The sequence below is a fragment of the Neorhizobium sp. NPDC001467 genome, from assembly GCF_050275975.1.
GTDB lineage: Bacteria > Pseudomonadota > Alphaproteobacteria > Rhizobiales > Rhizobiaceae > Neorhizobium.
Map to the genome: position 1 here is coordinate 341,772 of NZ_JBNNPS010000003.1, position 18,954 is coordinate 360,725.

Below are 18,954 nucleotides of genomic sequence, written 5' to 3' on the forward strand. Positions count from 1 at the left end.
GCTCAGGCGTCCGGCGCTTTCAACTTCGCCAGAAACTGCGCAAACACCATCGTGCCTTCAGGCCATGGACCATGGCCCGACTCGGCATTGATATGACCGGATTCACCGGCATCGATCAGCAGCGACCCCCAGGCACTGGCGATGTCGTCGGCATGCTCGTAGGATCCGAAAGGGTCGTTGCGGCTGGCGATGGTCAGCGCCGGAAACGGCAGCGGGTCGCGCGGATAGGGGCCGAAGGTCATCAAGTGCTTTGGGCGGATCGTCGGATTGGCGACATCCGGGGGCGCCACGAAAAAGCCACCGACCACGGGCTTCTTGAAATGCGGGATGGCATGGATGGCGGTGGCGACACCCAGCGAATGGGCAACCAGAACGACCGGCTTGGTCGAAGCGTCGACTTCTTCAACCAGCCGCTGGACCCAATCTTCCTTTACCGGTTTTGCCCATTCCGCCTGTTCGACACGGCGCGCGGTGCCGAGCTTCTGCTCCCAGCGGCTCTGCCAGTGGGTCGGGCCGGAATTGGTGTAGCCGGGAACGATGAGAATTTCTGCGTCTGAAGCTTTCATGGCGCTTATCTGTGTTCGATCATCAGCGAGATCAACCCTCGGCCTGGCGAGGGTCGATCAGTGTTCCGGGCTCGATCACGCCTTGCCGAAGACGCGGCGGAAGATCGTGTCGACATGCTTGGTGTGGTAGCCAAGGTCGAATTTTTCGCGGATGTCACTTTCCGAAAGCGCGGCGCGCACTTCCTCATCGGCCAGCAGTTCCTCGAGAAAGTCCTTGCCCTGTTCCCAGACCTTCATCGCGTTACGCTGCACCAGACGGTAAGCGTCTTCACGCGACACGCCTGCCTGCGTCAGCGCCAGCAGCACGCGCTGCGAATGCACGAGACCGCGGAACTTGTTCATGTTCTTCATCATGTTGTCGGGATAGACGACAAGCTTCTCGATGACGCCGGCCAGGCGGTTCAGGGCGAAATCAAGCGTCACTGTCGTATCCGGGCCGATGGCACGCTCGACGCTGGAATGGCTGATGTCACGCTCGTGCCAGAGAGCAACGTTCTCCATGGCCGGCACGACCGACATGCGCACGAGGCGGGCGAGACCGGTGAGGTTTTCGGTCAGAACCGGGTTGCGCTTGTGCGGCATGGCCGACGAACCCTTCTGGCCCGGAGAGAAGAACTCTTCGGCTTCCAGAACCTCGGTGCGCTGCATGTGGCGGATTTCGATCGCGGCGTTTTCGATCGACGAGGCGATGACGCCGAGCGTTGCGAAAAACATCGCGTGACGGTCGCGCGGGATGACCTGCGTGGAAACCGGCTCGGCGATGAGGCCAAGCTGCTCGCAGACATATTCCTCTACGCGCGGATCGATATTGGCAAAAGTGCCGACGGCGCCTGAGATCGCGCCGGTTGCGATTTCAGCGCGAGCGGCGACGAGGCGGGCGCGGTTACGATCCATCTCCGCATAGAAACGGGCAAGCGTCAGGCCCATCGTGGTGGGCTCGGCATGGATGCCGTGGCTGCGGCCGATGCGGACCGTGTCCTTGTGTTCGAAGGCGCGCGCCTTCAGCGCCGCCAGAACGCGGTCGACGCCCGCGAGCAGGATGTCCGTTGCGCGCACCAGCTGGATGTTGAGCGTGGTGTCGAGAACGTCCGAAGAGGTCATGCCCTGGTGGACGAAACGGCTGTCGGGACCGATGAATTCCGCAAGATGCGTCAGGAAGGCGATGACGTCATGCTTGGTGACGGCTTCGATCTCGTCGATGCGCGCGACGTTAAAGACGGCGGCATTCCCCTTTTCCCAGATCGTCTCGGCCGCCGATTTCGGAATGACGCCAAGATCGGCCAATGCCGTGCAGGCATGCGCCTCGATTTCGAACCAGATGCGAAACTTTGTTTCGGGCGACCAGATGGCGACCATTTCGGGGCGCGAATAGCGAGGGATCATGGGCGGAGGCCTTCCTGATTTTGGAGAGTTGCGCCCCTGTAGCAAAGTGTTTCCAAAATCACAACGCGCCCGTCACCGCATGCGTCGGAGCATGATCCAGGTGCCGGCGACGAGAAAGAACGGTCCGAGCGGCAAATAGAGGCGAAGCGCCATGACCGCGAACTGGTAATAGGCGGAGGCGGAAGTGAAGGCGAACTGCAGCAGCCAGACGCGGCTGAGCGTTTCGGCATGCCACCGCGCGTAGAAGGACCTGTATTCCAATGCGAAGAGAGCGGCAGTCACGAAAAGGGTGGCCGCGGCCAAGCCGGTGCCGGCCAGGACGGCCCGCGGCCATTGTCGGCGCGATCGCCGCCGCGCGAGAGAAATTACGGACCAGCCTACCAATTCGGTCAGCAGCCATGCCAGGAAGCCTCCGGCGAAAAAGATCGTGAGGATGGTCGGGAGATGAAAGGTTTCGAGCCGTCCGCGCAGCAGAAGGCTGGCTGCCGCCGAAATCGTCATCGCCATGCCCCAGAGCAAGGCCGTCGCGGTTGAGCGAGCGATCGTCTTGGCAAGGGGCAGGGCGGCACCCATCAGGTCCGCGCGGTTTCGGCGTTGCGGCGCAGCGTGGCGATCTCGGTGCGATAAGCCGTCCTGTCGCCCATGCCAAAGATGGCCGAGCCCGCCACGAAGACATTGGCCCCCACCTTTGCCGCCGCCCCGATCGTGTCGGCCGTGATGCCGCCATCGACCTCGATCTCGATCGGGCGGTGACCGATCATCGCCTTTGTCGCTGCGATCTTGTCGAGCATGGCGGGAATGAATTTCTGTCCGCCGAAACCGGGATTGACGCTCATGATGAGGATAAGATCGATATCGTCGAGCACGTTCTCCAGGACCGAGAGCGGCGTCGCCGGATTGAGCGTGACGCCGACCTTTTTCCCGAGCGCGCGAATGGTTTGCAGCGAGCGGTGCAGGTGGGGGCCGGCCTCGGCATGCACGGTAATGCTGTCGCAACCGGCCTTGGCGAAGGCTTCGAGATAGGGATCGACCGGCGCAATCATGAGATGGCAGTCGAAAATCGCCTTGGTGTGTGGACGCAGCGCCTTGATGACGTCTGGACCGAACGAAATGTTCGGCACGAAATGGCCATCCATGATGTCGAGATGGACCCAGTCTGCGCCGGCTTCTACGACATCGCGCACTTCTTCGCCGAGGCGGGAAAAATCAGCGGCAAGAACGGAAGGAGCGATGCGGATCGGCAGCGTCATGAAGGATCTCCGGCAGGAACTGAATGTCAGCGGGCTTACCACCGCGCCGCGGATGAGACAATGATAGGACGTCAGGCTCAGTCGGTCTGCGGTCGCGGCTCGCGGAATGTGTTGTCGCGCCATTGCAGCAGCCGCAGCGGATTGGCCTGCAGTTCATGATTGCTGCCGAAGCCGATCGGCCCGACGACCGTAGAAAACAAGCGGCCGGGCAACTGGTCGATGATGTCCGCGCCTGCGGCGGCCTGATGAACGATCTCGATGGCGGCATGCGCGGGCAGGGCGTAGCCATCCGGCTCCACGCCGTTTTCGCGCATGTCAGTGACGACACTCTGGGCCTCGGGCAGGGTCGTGTAGTCCGGCAGGGTGACTGCCAGCACGCCGTCTCGCAGCGGGATGGGTCGGTTTGCGGATTTCAGGGCGTCGCCGCCGATCACCGTCAGGCCGATCTTGTCGGCTGCCGCATCCCGGGCAATGGTGGCGGTATCGTTGCGATCGCCGCCGACAAACACATGCGTTGCGCCGGCCTTGGCGAGCCGCCGTACCAGCGCCAATTGCTGCTCCTGGCCGGGACGGTAGGTATCGGTGAAAACCGGCTTGATGCCGCCAGCCTCAAGCCGCTGGCGGATGGCGCTGGCGAGATCGCGGCCATAGATCGTACCATCTTCCACCAGAGCGATCGGTCTGTTCTGCCACTGACTGAGGATGACTTCCGACAGCTTTGCCGTCTCGTCACGATCGGCCGGCGCCATGCGGAAGAACGGCCAACCGTAGCGCCGCGCATCCTCCATGAGGATTTTCGACCGCACTGACAACGTGATTGCGGCTATACGTGCCTCTTTAAGCGCCGGCAACGCTTCGGAAAGCGTTTCCACGCAGAGAAAGCCGATCGCCGCCACGGCTTCCTCCGCGCGCAAATGTTCGGCAATGGATTGCCCGGCACCCTGATCGCAGGTCTCGTTGATCTCCACGAGGCGGTCGCCATTTCTAGCCGCGGCGGCGCGCGCCCCTTCGAATACCTGTGCGCCCAGATTGGCGTAGGGGCCGCTCATGGGCGCCACCACCCCGATGGTTGCCGCCACGACCGGTCCGGTGCCTGCGAGAAGCAGGACGGCAACGGCAAGTAACGGAGCTTTCAGCATCGCGCTCATGTGGGCCTATTGTTTCATTCGGCCAGTCTGGGTCGACCGGTCGGTTGCGTCAAAGAGTTTCGCCTATAACACGAAGATGTTTGCCATGGACAACGGCCGTCATGAAATCCTATCGATAGGCGCGGTCACAGGGGTAGATCATGGATAATGTCGCGCTGGAGGAAATTTTCGAGGGGCTCGGCGCCGTGACGGTCAGACGCATGTTCGGCGGAAAGGGTATCTATCATCGCGGCCTCATCTTCGCGCTCGACCTGCGCGACACGCTGATGCTCAAAGCCGATGCCCTGAGCGCGCCGCAATTCGCTGCAGCCGGGGCAAAGCAATGGAGTTACGAGGGGCGGAAGGGCAGGCCGGTTCTGATGCCCTACTGGAGCGTGCCGGAAGAGGCGCTCGACGACCCTGACGAAATGACGAGGTGGGCGCGGCTTGCCTATGAGGCGGCCGTGCGGTCGCAGTCACAATGACGGGAGATGGACCCATGGTCGAGGTGAAGGTGAAAGCGCGCGCTGTGGGAGCGACCGCAAGGGTCGGGCGTCACGGACATCCGCGCATAGTCAGCGAAACCGGAGGCCAGCTGGATGTGGTTACCGGCGCGTCGGCGCCGGGTTTCAACCCGCTCGACCTGCTCTACTCGTCGCTGGCCGCATGTCTCGTGCTGAGTGCCCGTATCGCCGCCAGCAGGCTGGGTATTCTGGACAAGCTCGAAGATGTCTGCGTCCATGTCACAGGTCACAAGAGTTCCGGCGAGCCAGCCCGGGTCGAGGTGTTCGAAGCGACATTCGAACTCCTCGGGGACTTCGACGCGCAGGAGCGCGCCGAAATCACTCACATGGCGGAAGAGATCTGCACGGTCAGCAACACGCTTTTGACAAAACCCGTCATCCGCATCCTCTAGCTCTTACTCGTCGTCATCCGGGATATGGCTGTCGACACCTCCGGCAGTGATCCGGTTGACGACCTTACCGACGCCCTGCACACGCTGCACAGTTGCGACGATGCGGCGAATGAGCGCCTCGTCATCGACCATGCCTTCCAGCACGACGGTCGTGTCTTCCACATGCAGATCGATCATCTCCATCTGCAGATCTTCGAGATTTTCCAACGCGTCGCTGATTCGTTCCTCAAGGTCGTCGTCATTCTCGCGGCCCACGGTTTCCGGCAGGCCACGGTCCCGCAGACGGTTTTCCTGTCCGTCGGCATCGATGCCGTCGATGCGGAAGCCGCCATTGCGTTCGCGATCGAAATTGGCGGAGGTCCCGTATTCCGCGTTGCCGGCAGGCTTCGCGCCGGCGCCCGGCTTGTCGGCATAGGGCCAGCCATCCTCGATGTCGCGCTCTTCGTAATCGCGGAAATCCTCTTCGCGCGACAGTTCGTTCTCGCCTTTTTTCAATGCCATGACAGCCTCCTGATTTGCATCTCGGGAGGGATAACGTGCATGTCGGCGGATAGTTCTGCCCGGTTTCAGCGCCGAGCCGCTTTTTCCCATTTCTTGATCAGCCGCTCGCGTTTAAGTCGCGACAGCCGTTGCAGCCAGAACATTCCGTCGAGCTGGTCGATCCGCATCGTTTCGAGAAGGTCCTCGCTGAGGCGGTGCAGATCCTCATCGAAAGCCGTGACTGGTTGGCATACCTCACTCAGCCGCGGATCGGGGTAGGAGAGAATTTTCAGGCGTGTCACGCGGCACCTCGGCGACGAAGGATCGGCTCTCGCATGGGTCAAAACGTCTCTGGACCCTGCTTTGGAATTGTTCTAGCAGATATCCAGGCGGCGCGGGAACCAATCCTGGCGGGCTGCACTATCCAGTTGTTGACAATCGGTTTTTCGCTGCATCTTCGTTGCCGGTGACGGAGGGCGGCGGAAATCCCCCGATGTGAGGGCGGCCATATGACGAATATCGACGAAGATCGCCTTCGCCTTACATCGGAGGAACTTTCCGACGACATCTATTCCGAGGAAGGCGCGATCCGCGCCGACGTGCTCGCTCTGGTCGGTGCGGCGATCGCCGACCGTGATGTGCTGTTCCTGCGCCAGAATGTCGCGCGCTTGCACGAATCCGAACTGGGTGACCTTCTCGAAGCCATCCAGCCCGACCAGCGCCTCGCGCTCGTCAAATTGCTCGGAGACGATTTCGACCTGACGGCGCTGACCGAGGTTGATGAGACGATCCGCATGGAGATCGTCGATCAGATGCCGAACGCGCAGATCGCTGCGGCCATCGGTGATCTCGATTCGGACGATGCCGTCTACATTCTGGAAGACCTCGACAAGGAGGACCGCGAGGAAATCCTGGCGCAACTGCCATTCACCGAGCGTGTTCGCCTCAGCCGCGCGCTGGACTACCCGGAAAGCTCGGCCGGCCGCCGCATGCAGACCGAGTTCGTGGCCGTGCCGCCGTTCTGGACTATCGGACAGACCATCGACTACATGCGCGAAGAGGAGGATCTGCCGGAAAGCTTCACGCAGATCTTCGTCATCGATCCGACCTTCAAACTGCTCGGCGTCATCGATCTCGACCGCATCCTGCGCACCAAGCGGCAGGTCAAGATCGAGACCATCATGCGCGACACGAATTATCCTATCCATGCCGACATGGACCAGGAAGAGGCGGCGCAGCTCTTCGAACAATACGACCTTCTCTCCGCGGCCGTGGTTGACGACAACGGGCGGTTGGTCGGCGTGCTCACCATCGACGACATCGTCGACGTCATGCAGGAAGAGGCGGAAGAGGACATCATGCGCCTGGGGGGCGTCGGTGATGAAGAACTCTCCGATACCATCAAGGATACGTCGCGTTCGCGTGTGCCCTGGCTGCTGGTCAATCTGGTCACCGCCTTTATGGCGGCGTCAGTCATCGGGCTTTTCGATGCAACGATCCAGCAGATCGTGGCGCTGGCGGTGCTGATGCCGATCGTTGCCGGCATGGGCGGGAATGCCGCGTCGCAGACCATGACGGTCACGGTGCGGGCGCTTGCCACCCGCGATCTCGACATCCACAATGCCTGGCGCATCATCCGCCGTGAGGCAGGCGTCGGCCTGCTCAACGGCGTGCTTTTCGGCGTGCTGATCGGTCTTGTTGCCGGCCTGTGGTTTCAGGATCCCAATATCGGCGGCATCATCGCGACGGCAATGCTGATCAACATGATGGCTGCGGCACTGGCCGGCATCATGGTGCCGCTTCTTCTCGACAAATATGGTGCCGACCCGGCTGTAGCCTCCGCGGTCTTCGTGACCACCATTACTGACATAACAGGCTTCTTCGCATTTCTTGGCCTTGCGACCTGGTGGTTCGCGATCAGCTGAGGCGGAAAAATTGACTTGTACGTAAAGGTCAATTAGTTTCGTCGCTCTGAAAAGGGCAAGCACGTGCACAAGTATTACAGCATAACGGAACTGACCCGCGAATTCGGCGTCTCGACCCGCACCCTTCGCTTTTATGAGGACGAGGGTCTCATCCATCCCGAACGCCGGGGCCGCACGCGTCTGTTCCGCGCCGCCGACCGTCGCCTCATTCAGGAGATCCTGCGCGGCCGCCGTATCGGCTTCACCATCGCCGAAATCCGCGAGATCGTACAGGTCTACAAGGAACCGCCGGGCGAAATGGGCCAGCTGAAGCTCTTGATGAAACGCCTCGATGAAAAACGCGAGGATTTGCGCCAGAAGCGCAAGGATATCGACGAAACGCTGGTGGAGCTCGACAATGTCGAGGAAGCCTGCCTGACGCGTCTTGCCGAGATTGGCGTCGGCACCTGAGGCCTTGCGCCTCGCTCGGCCAGGCTATCGGGCACTGAACGAACATTCCAGCGCCAGCGCCTGCACCCGTTCATCCGTCTGAGGATTGACCTGTCCGCGGTTCATCGGAAGCAAAAGGGACTGCTGGGCGAGGCCTTCGGCGGTACAGGAACAGAAGCGTTGGCACATGCCCGCATTTTCGCCACTGCCGATGCAGCCGCTTTCGCAACTGCGCATATAGGACTGCATCGGATCCGGTGCAGGCGCCGGGTAGACCAGCGAAAACAGGTAGAGAAGCCCGATCAGCACAGGCTGGTGTATGAGATAGAAGGCGAGGCTGTGACGGCCGATGCGGCCAAGCCCGTTGGGTTTCATCTGCCATTCCGCAAGACGCGTCAGCCAGCCGCGGGTCAGCGCAAGTCGGGCCACCGCAATGCCCAGAAGGGGCGCCGCGAGCCACGGAAACAGCGGCACGAAGTCGTTGGACCTCGGCGGGGTCGCGGCAAAGCCGGTCCAGTTGAGATAGCGCGGATCGAAGATTGCGCTGTCGAACAGGCCGGGATGGACATAACCATCGATATAGCCTGCGGCTGCGATACCGGTCGCGACGAGCGCGGTGAGAAGGGCCGGCAGGCGCAGGAAGGCAAGACCGATCAGTCCCGACAGCGCGATATTATGCAGGATACCGAAATGGATCCATTCATCCGGCATGGCGAGAAACGTGCCGATGCTGATGACAAAGGCTGCGCCCGCCACCATGGCAAACCGTTTGCCTAAGGACGCCCAGCGGATCACCGGCAGATGCGCAAGAACAAGGCTGAAACCGGCAAGAAACAGGAACGAGCTCGCAATCATGCGGGCATAAAGTTTCCAGGCGCCCTGTGTTGCCGTTTCAGGGGCGATATAGCCGAAAAACCCGAGGTCCCAGGTGAAATGGTAGGAGGCCATGGCGAGAAGCGCGAGGCCCCGCAGGCTGTCGATCAGCAGAATGCGCGGCCTGGAGGGCGCGTGTGAACTCGTCTCAGCAATGGCCACGAAAAATCTTTCCGTCTTGGGTTCTGTTCAGGGGCGGTCGTCATCCATGACCGCCAGACGCGCCTCGGAAAAATACTGGCGGCGTGTCAGGGCGACAATGACGATGACCGTCATGGCGATGAACATATAGGGCCCTGCGAACCAGCCGAGATAGCCGATCGACAAAAAAAAGGCCCGCAGCCCCGAGTTGAAATGGCTGGCGGCGATCATGTTCATGCGGACCACCTGATCGGCGGCGCGTTCGGCCGCCTCACGGTTGTTGTTGGTCTCGTGCATCATCGGCATCGCGCCGAACAGGATGGTGCAGTAGTTGAAGAGGCGGTAGGCCCAGCCGAACTTGAAGAAGGCATAGCCGAAGATCACTGTCAGACCGGCAACCTTGAGCTCGAAGGAGGTACGCCCGCCATAGGAGGCGATCGACAGGTCGCGGAACACCGCCTCGACCTGATCAGTGGCGCCAAGAAGCGCAAAACAGCCACCAATCGCAAGGATTGATGTCGAGGCGAAGAAAGCGGTGCCGTTTTGCAGCCCGGCGAGGATCTGCGTGTCGATCATTTTCAGGTCGCGGCTCAGCGAATTGTAGATCCAGTTGCGCCGCCGCTCGGCCATCACCCGGTTGAGGCTGCGCCGCGGCAGTAACCTGCCGCCGCCGCCGGCGGAAACCCAGCTATAGGAGGCCCACAGGAAAACGAAGAGGGCAAGCGCGATGTAATCGGCAATCGACATGGCAGGGACCAGTTGCAGGGACCGCCTGTTCGGCGAACAAGCCTGTAATGCGTCAGTTCGCGATCACCGGCAAGGTCCCGCCACGATCACGATCGTCCTATCCACATTGCGCCGGCGGCATTTTGATCCTATGTCGCTGCCGTGAAACCGGATGTCGGGAAGCCGCCTTGGCCAGATCGTCGTCGGGCGTAGCCTTGCCATAGTTTCCTGCAATATGGACCGTCATGTTTCTTTCCGTCTTCGACGTCTTCAAGATCGGTATCGGACCGTCGAGTTCCCACACAATGGGTCCGATGTCGGCAGCCAATCGGTTTCTCGCGCTGATCCTGTCCAACGACTGGCCGCGGCCGGCGGGCGCCCAGGTGGCAGCGCTGAAGGTGAGCCTGCACGGTTCGCTCGCCTTTACCGGCATCGGTCACGGTACGGGCAGGGCGGTGGTTCTTGGCCTGATGGGCGAGGCGCCGCAGAGCGTCGACCCCGATCGCATGGACGAGATCATCGCCGACGTGGAGCGGACAGGCCGTGTCACGCCGCCCGGCCATCCGCCCTATGCATTCCAGCCGGCGACGGACCTTGTCTATGATCGCAGGCTGCCGCTGCCGGGTCACGCCAACGGCATGGCATTCGAGGCGCTGGACAGGGACGGTCGCCTGTTGCTGAAAAGGATCTACTATTCGATCGGCGGCGGTTTCGTCGTCACCGATACCGAACTGGAAGCCATGCGCGGCCAGAAGAAGGTGAGTTCCGACCGCGTGCCATATCCTTTCGCTTCGGCGAAGGAAATGCTCGAGATGGCGCGCGGTGCGGGTCTCAGCATTGCCGCTATGAAGCGGGCCAACGAAGAAACCCGGATGAGCCGGGCCGAGCTCGACGACGGGCTAGACCGTATCTGGGACGCGATGAGCCGCTGCATCGACCGCGGCCTCCAGGTCGAGGGGATCATGCCCGGCGGGCTGAACGTCAAGCGTCGGGCCCGCGCGATCCATCAGAAGCTCGAGGCGGAGTGGCGCTCAAACCGGCTGAACCCGCTGCTCGCCAATGACTGGCTGTCCGTCTATGCGATGGCGGTCAACGAGGAGAATGCCGGCGGCGGTCGCGTCGTCACCGCCCCCACCAATGGCGCGGCCGGCGTCATTCCAGCAACCGTGCGCTACTTCCTGCATTTCCACGAGGATGCGACCCGCGAGGACATCCATACCTTTCTGCTGACGGCGGCGGCCGTGGGCGGCATCATCAAGCACAATGCCTCGATTTCCGGCGCCGAAGTCGGCTGCCAGGGCGAGGTCGGTTCGGCGGCAGCAATGGCAGCCGCCGGACTTGCCGCCGTCATGGACGGCTCACCCGAGCAGATCGAGAACGCCGCGGAGATTGCTCTCGAACACCATCTCGGCATGACCTGCGATCCGGTCGCCGGCCTCGTGCAGGTGCCGTGTATCGAACGCAATGCGCTGGGCGCGGTGAAGGCGGTGACGGCGGCGTCGCTGGCGATCAAGGGCGACGGCACCCATTTCGTGCCGCTCGATGCGTGTATCGAGACCATGCGCCAGACCGGCAACGACATGAGCGAGAAATACAAGGAAACCTCCACGGGCGGTCTTGCCGTCAACGTGGTGGAATGCTGACCGGCGCGCGCCGTCGATGATTGCGGGCTGTGGATGCGGGCCTGCCATCCCGCAAGGATGGCTTGACGCGGCCCGCTTATGGGTCTTCAAGCATCGACATGCCCCTTCACCTCGTCAAACTCTGCGTCGGCGCCGATTCCATTCACGATCTGCAGGAATGGGTGGCGCAACGGTCCTTGAGCGCAATCGCAGCGGGGCTTGCACCGCATTCGGTGCATACGACGCGCATGGTGCCCAAGCGGGTGGAGGAACTGCTGGCGGATGGCTCGCTTTACTGGGTGATCAAGGGCCAGGTCATGGCCCGGCAGAAACTGCTCGATATCGAGACCTTTACAGGCGAGGACGGTATCGGCCGCTGCCATCTTGTGCTTGGGCCGGAAGTGATCGAGACGATGCCGCAGCCGCGACGTCCGTTTCAGGGCTGGCGCTATCTGACGCCGGAGGATGCACCGGCCGATCTCGGCACTTTGGGTGAGGATGTGATGGCGCTGCCAGAGGACCTGCGGCGCGAGCTCGCCGAGCTAGGCCTTCTATAAAACAAAACAAAGGGCGCTACCGGGCGCGCTTTGACTATTTCGGGACCAGGACGCCGATCAACGCAGACGCATGTGGATCGGGGCATTGCCGGATCGCACCGAGATATGCAGGTGAATTTTCGCCTCGGGCTGCGTGTAGCGCCAGGCACGCGCTGCGTGGGTGAGAAGCAGACCCACCAGATCGCGTGTCTTTTCGCGTGGCCGATTGACGCCGAGCGCGGCGATCCGCATGGCGGCTTCGTGCAGCGGATGCAGCGCCGGCCCGCGCATCGCGGTCTTCAACGTCGTCGGAAATTCACGTTCGATGTTGTTTTCGTTCACTGCCATGTTGACCTCGTACGCATTACAAATCGAGGGCTGAAATCGTGCCGGAATGAAACCTGTTCCGGCGCTTGCCGCCGGTTGCCCGACGGCAGTGCCACTCAAACGGCTTACTGGAGAGAAGCCCAGCACTTAATGCCTTTTTTCTTCAAGGCATTGCAGGCGTTGACCGCCGTCTTCTGATCGTCGAAACCGCCAAAGCGAGCGCGATAAAGCTGGCTGCCATTGGCATCGACGGCGACGGTGAACGGCTTTGCGCCGCGCAGCGCACTGCCGCCCTTGTCCTTGGCGGTGGACAGCAGGTCCATGGCCATGTCGCGGTTGGGAGACACGCCGATCTGGACGACCCAACCGGCAATTTCCTTCGCCGTTGCCGCCTGACGGTCGGCACGCGTCGACGCCGTGGTTACCGAATCGGTCACCGTGGCGACCTGCTGCTCAGCTGTCGGCTCCTTCAGGTAGCCAGTAGCAGGAGCCAGACCGCGCGGCGGCACGGGCGCGCTTGCAGTCATCACCGAAGACACGGCGTCACGCGCCGTCTGGGCTTTCGGTTCGGCCATATAGGCAGACGCGCCAGGAACCTTCTGTTCGTATCGCCCTTCCGGCATAGGGCCGGCATTGGGAAGATCCATCGAGGCCAGACGGCGAACATCGACAGACGGTGCGCTCGGCTTCGGCGCATCCGTGACCGGCAGCGAAGGGGCCGGAGCCGTTTGGGCGATCAGGTTGCTGTTGCCGCCGCGCGAGGCCTGCGGCAGATAGGTCGCGACCAGCTTGCGCATCTGTGCGTCACGGGCGGCGCTGCCCTTGGCGCCGAGAACGACCGCAACGATCGAGCGTCCGTCGAGCTGCGCGGACGTGGCAAGATTGCTGCCAGCAGCCTGCGTATAGCCCGTCTTGATCCCATCGACGCCCTTGACCGTACCGACCAGACGGTTGTGGTTGCCGATGACCTGACGCCCGAAGGTGAAGCTGCGGGTGTTGAAGTAGCCGTAATACTGCGGAAAATGCTGGCGAAGCGCGATGCCGAGCCGGGCCTGGTCACGCGCCGTGGTCATCTGCGCGGTGTTCGGCAGGCCGTGGGCATTGCGATAGGTGGTACGCGTCATGCCGAGCGCACGCGCCTTGTTGGTCATCATCTGGCTGAAACGCGCCTCGGAACCGCCGAGGAACTCGCCCATCGCCGTCGCCATGTCGTTGGCCGAACGGGTGACGAGAGAGAGGATCGCCTGTTCGACGGTGACGGATCCGCCGGCCCGCACGCCGAGCTTCGAGGGTGGCTCCTTGGCGGCATTCGCCGAGACCGGCACCTGATCCTTGAGCGAGATCTTACCCGATTCAAGCGCCTCGAATGTCAGGTAAAGGGTCATCATCTTTGTGAGCGAGGCAGGATAGCGCAGACCGTCAGCGTCTTCGTTGTACAGAACCTTGCCTGTCTTGGCATCGACGACGATGCCTGCATATTTGGCGGCCATGGCGGGACTGACGAAAATCGTCGATGCCACGATCGCGGCGACAAACCGTCCGGCCGCGCGACCGGTTTTCGAAGCGCCATCCTTGGGGGAAGATGAACTGAAGAAGGTTTTCAACACGCCTGCACTCGCTGCTTGCATTCGAAGGTAATGGGTCCGGTCGCGCCCCCGCAAGCGTGCCGTTATCGGCCACTTTAGATCGACAGCGTTACCAACTGGTTTATGATGAACCGGCCGCTGCCCGTTTTCATAGAATTTTAGCGGCTTTGTTTGGCCTTCTGAGGCTTCACGACATGGTTCTGCACAAAGCTGTCAATCGCGGCGTCAATATGGTCCCAATCCCGCAAAAGCGTCGGCGAGAAGCGGTAAAGCACGGTCAGGTCCTGGCCGGCACGGATGTCCCTCTGGCAACTGGCGCTGTTGGCGGCGGCAAGTGAACCAGTGCTTTCCCGTGTCTTGCCGCGGTCGTCCATCATGGCGGTGCCGCCGCCAATGTCCTTCGGCATCAGGCAGCGGACCACATAGGATGCGCCATTCGGTCGGTCTGCGTTCAGGATAACCTCGTCGCCATAGCCGCTGTCGCGGCGCAGGCGATGCGCCGTCAGTCCGTAGGGTCCCGTCATCGCCTCGCCGTCGAACAGACGGGCATAGATCGGCGCCAGACGGCCGGACATGTCCTCGGACATCGTGCTCTGCGACAATTGCAGGAATATGAGCCCGTCATTGCTGCTGGTATCGTCGAAGCGGCTCTTGAGCGCGGGGCTATAACCCTGCATTTCCGGCCATGTCAGGTAGAGATCGAGGCGCTCGCTCCGGCCTTGATGGCGCTGTTCGCGGAAACGAATCGTGTTTTCCGGGACGCGCAACTCATCCTGGCCAATGAGAACTGCGATCGTCTCGCTACTTGCCGTATGGCTGCCGATCGCTAGTCTGGGGCCGATCCAGCCGGCAGCAAGCGTGATGGCAAAGGTGGCGGCGGCCATCAGGGCCAACGCGGCCATACCAGCCAATGCCATCCGGTTGCTGATCAGCGGTTCCTGATAATTACCGTGTTCCATGCGCGACCTGCCTGCGTTGACCAGAAGCGATGGCATGCCAGGCTTGCGCGAGGCACTCCCGGGTTACAAAAAAAATCCGGCGCCGCGTTGCCGCGGGCCGGACGAGTTTCAGTGGGCATATGGAATTTACTGGCTGACGCTGCCGACGGCGATGGCACGGCCATCCTGAAGCTTGACCCAACGGCCCGGGTCTTCCGCGGACTGGCGCTTGAGGTAGGTATATTCGGTATCGGCCCAGGCCATCACCTTGTTGCGCATGTTGTCGAGAATGAAGTCGCCGCGATCGGTCCGGACGGTCAAGACGGCATGGCCTTCGCCATTCGGCTGCAGGACGACGGTGATCAGCAGGGCCGAGGCGTCGAAACCCTTCTGCATCAGCATCTTGCGCTTCAGAAGAACGAAGTCCTCGCAATCGCCGACCGTGGTTGGATAAGCCCATTTTTCCTCGACGCCATAGATTTCCTGATCGGTCATCGGCTCGATCGTGGTGTTGACGGTGTAATTGACGTCGAGCAGCGTGCGCCACTTATCCTCCGTCAGCGCCACAGGGCCGCGATCGCCCCCGGTGCGGACGCATTCGCTGCGGTAGGTCTTGCAAAATTCATAGTGGCCGATCGGCGGGTTGGCCTGACCGATAACCTTCATTTCGCCGCTGATGGCGAAGGCGGACTGAGCCTGGCTGAAGGCGAGTAAGGTGGCGATGGCAGCGATCACCAGGGCTGTGCTTTTCGTCATTCTTTGTCTTCCCCGTTGGTGAGGAGACAATCGCAGCAAGGTTTTGACCCGGTGGAAAATAGCGTCGTAAAAACAATCGCTTATTTGAATTCAATTTTACGGAAATGCGTCGTGGATCTGTAACGGTTTGGGCAGGCGCTCGAGCGGATTTGCGTAAAATCCGAGTTATATTCGAGCCGTTAACGATACGGGCGCTATGTGAGCAAGTGCCATGTCCTTGTTATGACGCTGTTTTTTTCATGATGGCTTCGCGGGCGCGCTGTGCCGGCAATACGCCGCAAAAGACCGAGTGGGACGATGAAACGATTTGTACACTGTATTGCCGCTCGAGCCGGCCAGTTTCGGGACGAAACACCGTCAAAAAAAATGTCTCGAAACGAGAAAAAAATGCGTTCTTCGATGTTTTTTCCAAAAGCGGGATAGGCCTAGGCGGCTAAAACGCGAAAAAAAGCCGGCGGGAGCGCGCCGGCTTTGGAGGATCGTCGGTTTCTGTGGCCCGTTTGGCTTACAGGAATGCCCTGAGCGACTCGCGCGACTGGACCGATGCGAATTCGATCGCCACGCCTTCGATGAAATGGCGCACGACACGGCCGCGCATGTTGCCGAGCATTACCGGCGTTCCCATGGCCGGTCGAATCTCGATATCCACCGCGGCGCCCGAAAGGGAAAGGTCGACGATCTTGCAAGGGTATTTGCGTCCGTCGTCGAGAACGATTTCCGTTCGGGTGACGCGCGGCGTCAGGCGGTCATGGCGTCGGTCTTCCGGCAGGCCGAGCTCGTGCTTGTTGGCGAGCCAGGTCAGCTGCGCGGCCAGTTTCTCGCGCTTGCGATCGGTCGCGTTGATCGACATCGAAAATCCGTCGGCCGTCACGCCGATGACATTGCCCTCGATGCGGCCGAGATTTTCGATATAGGCGATCACGCGCTCGCCGGGCGACGGCCGGGCTTCGCAGGCAAGCACCACATCGCCGGGCGACATCTCCACAGCGGTGCAAGGAAATTCTTCATGGCTTGCCAGCATCAGCCGACCGCTCATTCCCACCGTCACGCGCTGAAAGGCTCGCTCCTGCGCCGCTGGCGATGATGTCGATGGTTGAGCTGGCTGGAAAGAGTACATGCTCGTTCTCTCAAGTCGCGATGCGCAGATAATCTGTTATGGTGGCCATTATGCGCCGAGCGGCGCCGGACGTGATAATGGATATCGCATCGCGGTTAATAGAAGGTTCTGATCGGCCGGTCAGCTTCTTCCCGACAGTCGGTCGTCTACTATCTGGATCGACAGAAGACGGCGCATGAAGGCCGAAAAACCCTTTTGCGGCGCCGCAACATGGGGGCTGTCTTCGGCGATACTGCGCGATTCGCCGGCATGTAGATAGGATATCGTTTCAAGAAGAGCGTTGGCGCGTGGCTGGCACGGAAGAATGGCGCCCAGCACGCGGTCCGTCTCCGTTTCGCCTGAACGCATCGGCAGGAGCACGAGCTGGTAGTGATGGACGCGGTCGGCAGCGATACCGGTCACGTCTGTCACCATCGGTCGCCCGCGCGCCATTATCGTCTGTATCCCCAGATTGGCATGGCGTCGCTGCGATTTATGCCAGAGGCCGGCAAAGGGGCGGCCGCGCAACTCGCTGCCGAACACGGCGCAGAGCCGGGTGCCGGCAAGGCGGAAGGACACCGCGCCGACATCGTTTTTGCCCAGAATAAAAAGATCGGGCAACAGGTGGCGTACGCGCGCGGGCTTGAAGCTGCGCTGTGGCGGCACCCTGTCGTCATGCTTCAGTTCAAGCCAGTAGCTGAATAATTCGTTTCCTGCTTCGGTCTGCATCGGATCCATATGTCGTATTTCGGAACAAGATTCATTCTTCCCCGACCCCCGGCGATGTGTGTAGCGAAAAGCGTGCCAGTTGATTGAGCGGCCGTTGGATGGAGGTTCCACCTGGAGCGAGGGAACGGCGGGGCCGGCGCTTCCGTTTCTGCAGGCGCTCCTGTAAGGCTGGCGCGCAAAATGCACAGGTGACGGATGAACGACAGACCCGAAATGCCGACCGATCCGCTGAGCGGCCAGCACAACGATCTCTCAGGCGATCGGATGAACGAACTGCCGGCGGCTGATCGTGGCGAAACGGATCGGGACCGGGAAGGGGCTCAGCCGGTCTTCAACCTGCCAGCCATTCTCACAGCGACCGTCGCCCTTCTGGCAGCCATCTATCTGTTCCAGGCTTACGCGCCCCTCGATCAGGTCGAGTTCTGGATCCTGGTGCAGTTTGCCTTCAGCCCCGCGCGCTACATCTACCCGCTCTCCGAACAGGGATTGGAATGGCTGTGGACACCGGTCACCTACTCGTTTCTGCATGGCAGCTTTCAGCACCTGGCTTTCAACGTTCTCTGGCTTCTGGCATTCGGCGCACCGGTGGTTCGCCGCATAGGTACGGCCCGCTATCTGCTGTTCTGGATATTCTCCGCTGCGGCTTCGGCGTTGTTTCATGCGGTCCTCAACTGGGGGGAGCCGACCGTGCTGATCGGAGCATCCGGCGTCGTATCCGCCCTCATGGGTGCGGCCTGCCGCTTCGCTTTCCCGCCCCACGGCGGTTATGACCGGACCTTCGGTCACCTTTATCCGCGCCAGTCGATCCTCGGGGCTCTGACGAACCGCACGGTCGCCGTCTTCGTGGCCCTGTGGTTCGCCGGCAATATCCTGATTGCCGTCGGTCTGCCGCTGCTGGATGCCGGTTCTGATGCCATTGCATGGGATGCGCATATCGGCGGTTTTCTCTTCGGCTATCTCCTGTTCGGCCTGTTCGACCGGGTTCGATAGACGCGATTTTCGCGACAATATTGCTTTTGCGCCTGTGAACGGGCACCATTCTTCCCGGTTGCATCGCCTGCCGGGGAGGGTTTTGGCGTGCATAGCAAGAGGAGAAAACCATGCCCCAGACCGTGAAGAGCATATTGGATGCCAAGGGCCGCAATGTCGTGTCGGTCGGACGCGACCAGTCCCTGAGCGCCATTGCAGCGATCCTCAACGAAAAACACATCGGCGCCGTCGTCGTGACAAATCCGGAAGGGCGCATAGCAGGCATATTCACGGAGCGCGATCTGGTGCGGGCGATCGCGCAGAACGGCGCCGTCGTGCTGGAGCAGCCGGTGTCATCGTCGATGACGACCGATGTCACTCGCTGTCGGGAAGACAATACCAATGACGAACTGATGGAAATGATGACCGCCGGCCGCTTCCGCCACGTGCCGGTCGAAAGCGACGGTAAACTGGCCGGAATCATCTCTATCGGCGACGTCGTCAAGTCGCGGATCAGCGAAATCGAACACGAAGCCGAGCAGATCAAGGCCTATATCGCCGGCTGACGGCTTAGCCGTC

General features: G+C 61.3%; 23 protein-coding genes. 8 read left to right on the forward strand and 15 right to left on the reverse strand.

Going from position 1 to position 18,954, the window contains the following annotated elements:
* Nucleotides 1-2 precede the first annotated feature (2 nt).
* From ACQKKX_RS10065 to ACQKKX_RS10085, 5 genes are all read right to left on the reverse strand, one after another.
* Complete coding sequence (locus tag ACQKKX_RS10065) at nt 3-566, reverse strand: RBBP9/YdeN family alpha/beta hydrolase (RefSeq protein WP_427570525.1); 564 nt, start codon at nt 564-566, stop codon at nt 3-5.
* 75 nt (nt 567-641) lie between these two features.
* On the reverse strand, nt 642-1,949 hold the full coding sequence (purB, locus tag ACQKKX_RS10070) for an adenylosuccinate lyase (protein WP_427570527.1): 1,308 nt from the start codon (nt 1,947-1,949) through the stop codon (nt 642-644).
* 72 nt (nt 1,950-2,021) lie between these two features.
* Complete coding sequence (locus ACQKKX_RS10075; RefSeq protein WP_427570528.1) at nt 2,022-2,522, reverse strand: hypothetical protein; 501 nt, start codon at nt 2,520-2,522, stop codon at nt 2,022-2,024.
* Nucleotides 2,522-3,199, reverse strand: coding sequence for a ribulose-phosphate 3-epimerase (rpe, locus tag ACQKKX_RS10080; RefSeq protein ID WP_427570529.1), 678 nt, complete (start codon nt 3,197-3,199; stop codon nt 2,522-2,524). Before rpe ends, ACQKKX_RS10075 begins: the two co-directional genes overlap by 1 nt.
* Before the next feature lie 77 nt (nt 3,200-3,276).
* Nucleotides 3,277-4,347: a branched-chain amino acid ABC transporter substrate-binding protein gene (locus tag ACQKKX_RS10085; protein WP_427570530.1), complete on the reverse strand. Its 1,071-nt coding sequence runs from the start codon at nt 4,345-4,347 to the stop codon at nt 3,277-3,279.
* A gap of 140 nt (nt 4,348-4,487) precedes the next feature.
* Here ACQKKX_RS10085 and ACQKKX_RS10090 point away from each other — a divergent pair, with 140 nt between their 5' ends.
* A complete protein-coding gene (locus tag ACQKKX_RS10090; RefSeq protein ID WP_427570532.1) occupies nt 4,488-4,811 on the forward strand; it encodes a TfoX/Sxy family protein in 324 nt (107 codons plus the stop codon).
* 14 nt (nt 4,812-4,825) lie between these two features.
* Nucleotides 4,826-5,242: an OsmC family protein gene (locus ACQKKX_RS10095; protein WP_427570533.1), complete on the forward strand. Its 417-nt coding sequence runs from the start codon at nt 4,826-4,828 to the stop codon at nt 5,240-5,242.
* A 3-nt stretch (nt 5,243-5,245) separates the two neighbouring features.
* Here the strand turns inward: ACQKKX_RS10095 and ACQKKX_RS10100 are convergent, their stop codons facing one another.
* Both ACQKKX_RS10100 and ACQKKX_RS10105 read right to left on the reverse strand, forming a co-directional pair.
* A complete protein-coding gene (locus ACQKKX_RS10100) occupies nt 5,246-5,743 on the reverse strand; it encodes a BON domain-containing protein (protein WP_427570534.1) in 498 nt (165 codons plus the stop codon).
* Between the two features lie 65 nt (nt 5,744-5,808).
* Nucleotides 5,809-6,024, reverse strand: coding sequence for a peptide deformylase (locus tag ACQKKX_RS10105; protein ID WP_427570535.1), 216 nt, complete (start codon nt 6,022-6,024; stop codon nt 5,809-5,811).
* A gap of 207 nt (nt 6,025-6,231) precedes the next feature.
* On the opposite strand from ACQKKX_RS10105, the gene mgtE reads away from it, so the two are divergent.
* Nucleotides 6,232-7,647: a magnesium transporter gene (gene mgtE / locus ACQKKX_RS10110; RefSeq protein WP_427570536.1), complete on the forward strand. Its 1,416-nt coding sequence runs from the start codon at nt 6,232-6,234 to the stop codon at nt 7,645-7,647.
* A 63-nt stretch (nt 7,648-7,710) separates the two neighbouring features.
* Nucleotides 7,711-8,097: a MerR family transcriptional regulator gene (locus tag ACQKKX_RS10115; RefSeq protein ID WP_427570537.1), complete on the forward strand. Its 387-nt coding sequence runs from the start codon at nt 7,711-7,713 to the stop codon at nt 8,095-8,097.
* 24 nt (nt 8,098-8,121) lie between these two features.
* Here ACQKKX_RS10115 and ACQKKX_RS10120 read toward each other — a convergent pair whose 3' ends face one another.
* Nucleotides 8,122-9,111, reverse strand: coding sequence for a DUF1624 domain-containing protein (locus tag ACQKKX_RS10120; protein ID WP_427570538.1), 990 nt, complete (start codon nt 9,109-9,111; stop codon nt 8,122-8,124).
* A gap of 27 nt (nt 9,112-9,138) precedes the next feature.
* A complete protein-coding gene (locus ACQKKX_RS10125) occupies nt 9,139-9,837 on the reverse strand; it encodes a DUF599 domain-containing protein (RefSeq protein ID WP_427570539.1) in 699 nt (232 codons plus the stop codon).
* 224 nt (nt 9,838-10,061) lie between these two features.
* Between ACQKKX_RS10125 and ACQKKX_RS10130 the strand changes: the two genes are divergently transcribed.
* Nucleotides 10,062-11,459 carry an L-serine ammonia-lyase gene (locus ACQKKX_RS10130; protein WP_427570541.1) on the forward strand — a complete coding sequence of 466 codons (1,398 nt, stop codon included), beginning with the start codon at nt 10,062-10,064 and terminating at the stop codon, nt 11,457-11,459.
* A 98-nt stretch (nt 11,460-11,557) separates the two neighbouring features.
* Complete coding sequence (locus ACQKKX_RS10135; RefSeq protein WP_427570543.1) at nt 11,558-11,995, forward strand: DUF1489 family protein; 438 nt, start codon at nt 11,558-11,560, stop codon at nt 11,993-11,995.
* Nucleotides 11,996-12,052: 57 nt separating this feature from the next.
* Here ACQKKX_RS10135 and ACQKKX_RS10140 read toward each other — a convergent pair whose 3' ends face one another.
* The 6 genes from ACQKKX_RS10140 to ACQKKX_RS10165 all read right to left on the reverse strand — a co-directional run bounded on the left by ACQKKX_RS10140 (nt 12,053) and on the right by ACQKKX_RS10165 (nt 17,406).
* Nucleotides 12,053-12,322, reverse strand: coding sequence for a hypothetical protein (locus ACQKKX_RS10140; protein ID WP_427570545.1), 270 nt, complete (start codon nt 12,320-12,322; stop codon nt 12,053-12,055).
* Nucleotides 12,323-12,426: 104 nt separating this feature from the next.
* Nucleotides 12,427-13,791: an SPOR domain-containing protein gene (locus ACQKKX_RS10145; protein WP_427570624.1), complete on the reverse strand. Its 1,365-nt coding sequence runs from the start codon at nt 13,789-13,791 to the stop codon at nt 12,427-12,429.
* A gap of 254 nt (nt 13,792-14,045) precedes the next feature.
* Nucleotides 14,046-14,846, reverse strand: coding sequence for a hypothetical protein (locus ACQKKX_RS10150; protein WP_427570547.1), 801 nt, complete (start codon nt 14,844-14,846; stop codon nt 14,046-14,048).
* A 126-nt stretch (nt 14,847-14,972) separates the two neighbouring features.
* Complete coding sequence (locus tag ACQKKX_RS10155) at nt 14,973-15,581, reverse strand: transglutaminase-like cysteine peptidase (RefSeq protein WP_427570549.1); 609 nt, start codon at nt 15,579-15,581, stop codon at nt 14,973-14,975.
* 505 nt (nt 15,582-16,086) lie between these two features.
* On the reverse strand, nt 16,087-16,698 hold the full coding sequence (locus ACQKKX_RS10160; RefSeq protein WP_427570551.1) for a PilZ domain-containing protein: 612 nt from the start codon (nt 16,696-16,698) through the stop codon (nt 16,087-16,089).
* Between the two features lie 120 nt (nt 16,699-16,818).
* Nucleotides 16,819-17,406 carry a PAS domain-containing protein gene (locus ACQKKX_RS10165; RefSeq protein WP_427570553.1) on the reverse strand — a complete coding sequence of 196 codons (588 nt, stop codon included), beginning with the start codon at nt 17,404-17,406 and terminating at the stop codon, nt 16,819-16,821.
* Nucleotides 17,407-17,670: 264 nt separating this feature from the next.
* On the opposite strand from ACQKKX_RS10165, the gene ACQKKX_RS10170 reads away from it, so the two are divergent.
* Both ACQKKX_RS10170 and ACQKKX_RS10175 read left to right on the forward strand, forming a co-directional pair.
* Nucleotides 17,671-18,396, forward strand: coding sequence for a rhomboid family intramembrane serine protease (locus ACQKKX_RS10170; RefSeq protein WP_427570625.1), 726 nt, complete (start codon nt 17,671-17,673; stop codon nt 18,394-18,396).
* Between the two features lie 110 nt (nt 18,397-18,506).
* Nucleotides 18,507-18,941 (forward strand): CBS domain-containing protein, encoded by a 435-nt coding sequence (locus ACQKKX_RS10175; protein ID WP_427570555.1) that lies wholly within the window; start codon nt 18,507-18,509, stop codon nt 18,939-18,941.
* Nucleotides 18,942-18,954 lie beyond the last annotated feature (13 nt).